Annotated in this window: 1 protein-coding gene and 1 pseudogene; one reads left to right on the forward strand and one right to left on the reverse strand. The window is 53.2% G+C overall.

Annotation, left to right across the window (positions count from 1 at the left end; genetic code table 11):
• Positions 1-225 precede the first annotated feature (225 nt).
• Positions 226-1167, reverse strand: coding sequence for a nucleoside recognition family protein (locus tag B2Z72_RS17595; protein ID WP_297005438.1), 942 nt, complete (start codon positions 1165-1167; stop codon positions 226-228).
• Positions 1168-1466: 299 nt separating this feature from the next.
• Between B2Z72_RS17595 and B2Z72_RS17600 the strand changes: the two are divergent.
• Positions 1467-2288 (forward strand): annotated as a pseudogene (locus B2Z72_RS17600) (malate synthase G); the annotation flags it as partial.

The raw sequence follows: 2288 nt of genomic DNA on the forward strand, positions 1-2288 counted from the left end.
GGAGGTAGCCCGTCCGGCGAGAGGGGTAACGCCCCTCTATGAGGACAAGGGGCCTGACATTTTTCGAAAATGCTTGAATAGAAATTTGTGGGACAGCAATGGCCATTGGCCGCTTTTTTTAACTTTTTTATCTGGTGCTATTCAGGTTCTGCTTTTCTTTTTGTGTGCTCTTCTCGTGTGTTCTTTCAGTGTGTTCAGTGCCAGGTTATCACGGGTTCTTCTTGATCAGGACGCATACAAAAAGTAATGACACAGAATGCGGAAAACGATGCCGATCAGGGCGCCGTAAATCGCCGGGCGGGCAACCGCAGCGACGTTTTTACCTGCCGCAACCAGAATGGCTACACCTGCCACATCTAACGGACAGATCAATAAACCGGCCAGCAGGTTAACGTCAGCGGGGGAGAGGACGCCTGCCTGGAACTGTTCCATGGCAATGCCCATCATGGCGGTACCGCCGGCAATGTATTTGGTGATTGCCAGCAGGAATGTCTGCTGCGGATAGCCCAGCGCGTTGACGGCGGGTGCAAGCCAGTCCTCCAGGGTACCAATCAGCCCGGTCAGACGCAGCAGATTGACGGCGACCAGAGCGACGACTAACAACGGCAGGGCAGAAAGCGAAATTTCCCAGGCATCTTTACCAGCACGGCGGATCACCGCCATCGCGGATTCTTTGTCGGCGTTATCCGGTAACAGTTCGCTCTCATTTGTCGTTTGTGTTGCAGACAGGGAACGGCCGAACAGATACCAGACAGCGGCGCTGGCGAGCAAACCACCGGCTATGGCAATACCAATGGTCGCGCCAACGTTGAGGCCCGCGGCGGCCATGGGGAAGACCACATTGGCCTGGGCCAGAGACAGCACCATCGCCAGTGTGGCCGCGATATGACGTGGAGATGAACCGTTTCTGGCCATCACCGCCAGAGTGGCGATGGGGGCGGCGAAGCTCACCATGGAGACCTGCATCAGGGCAAAGATGCCCAGACCGGACAGCCCAAACAGCGCCATGGCCGGCGAAAACGCTGCCACGATACGATTAAGTATGCCGCGGGATTCCAGCCAGTGCATGATGCTCAACATCACGATCATCACGGGTAACAGAATGAAAAATGCCAGCTCGACGGCGGAGCGGCCAGAGGAAAGTATGGTATTGGCTATCTGATCCATAAAAAAACTGACTGTTTGATCAAAGGCGTACAATAGCAGATCGGCTGCACAACCGCGTGGCGACTTTGGTAACGCCTTAACAGCTCCTGCTGTGGCCGCAGAGGTTGGGAAAACAGGATGCACTATTCATACAGGTTATATAGGGTATCAATCACAATAGATTCGGGTGATGCAGTGGCTGGGGTATAATCCGTCGACTTTAAAGTTGTTGATCAGGTTCTTAACAGTCAGCAACTGCGACACCCATTTAATCAGGCCGCACCAGCGGTCGGTGAACACACGATAATTGAGGCAAAATAATGACTGGATACGTTCAGAAAGGTGGCATTCAGGTCGCTCAGGAACTGTACGATTTCGTTAACGAAAAAGCGATTCCGGGTACAGGTGTTGATGCAGAAAAATTCTGGGCAGAGTTTGATGCTCTGGTGAATGATCTGGCACCAAAAAACAAAGCCCTGCTGGCCAAGCGTGACGATATCCAGGCGAAAATTGATGCTTACCACACTGAGCGTAAGGGTCAGCCTCATAATGCTGCGGAATACAAAACCTTCCTGCAGGAACTGGGTTACCTGCTGCCGGAAGGCGACGACTTTGCGGCTACGACTGAAAACGTAGAACCAGAAATCGGTCAGATGGCCGGTCCTCAGCTGGTTGTGCCGATCATGAATGCCCGTTTTGCTCTGAACGCTGCTAACGCGCGCTGGGGTTCTCTGTACGATGCACTGTACGGTACCAATGTAATCTCTGAAGAAAACGGTGCGGAAAAAGGCGGCAGCTACAACAAAGTACGCGGCGACAAAGTGATCGCCTGGGCTCGCGATTTTCTGAACACCTCTGCACCACTGGCAAGCGGTTCTCACGTTGACAGCACTCAGTACGCCATCGAAGGCGGCAAGCTGGTGGTGACTCTGGCTGACGGTTCTGTTACTGGCCTGAAAGACGAAGCTCAGCTGCAGGGTTACAAAGGCGATGTCGCTGCTCCGACTGCGATTCTGTTGAAAAACAACGGTCTGCACTTTGAAATCCAGATTGATGCCTCTTCACCGGTTGGCTCTACCGATGCGGCTGGCGTAAAAGACATTCTGATGGAATCCGCTCTGACCACCATTATGGACTGTGAA

It is taken from the genome of Thalassolituus sp. UBA6592 (genome assembly GCF_002433655.1).
In the GTDB taxonomy this organism is placed as follows: Bacteria; Pseudomonadota; Gammaproteobacteria; order Pseudomonadales; family Oceanobacteraceae; genus Venatoribacter.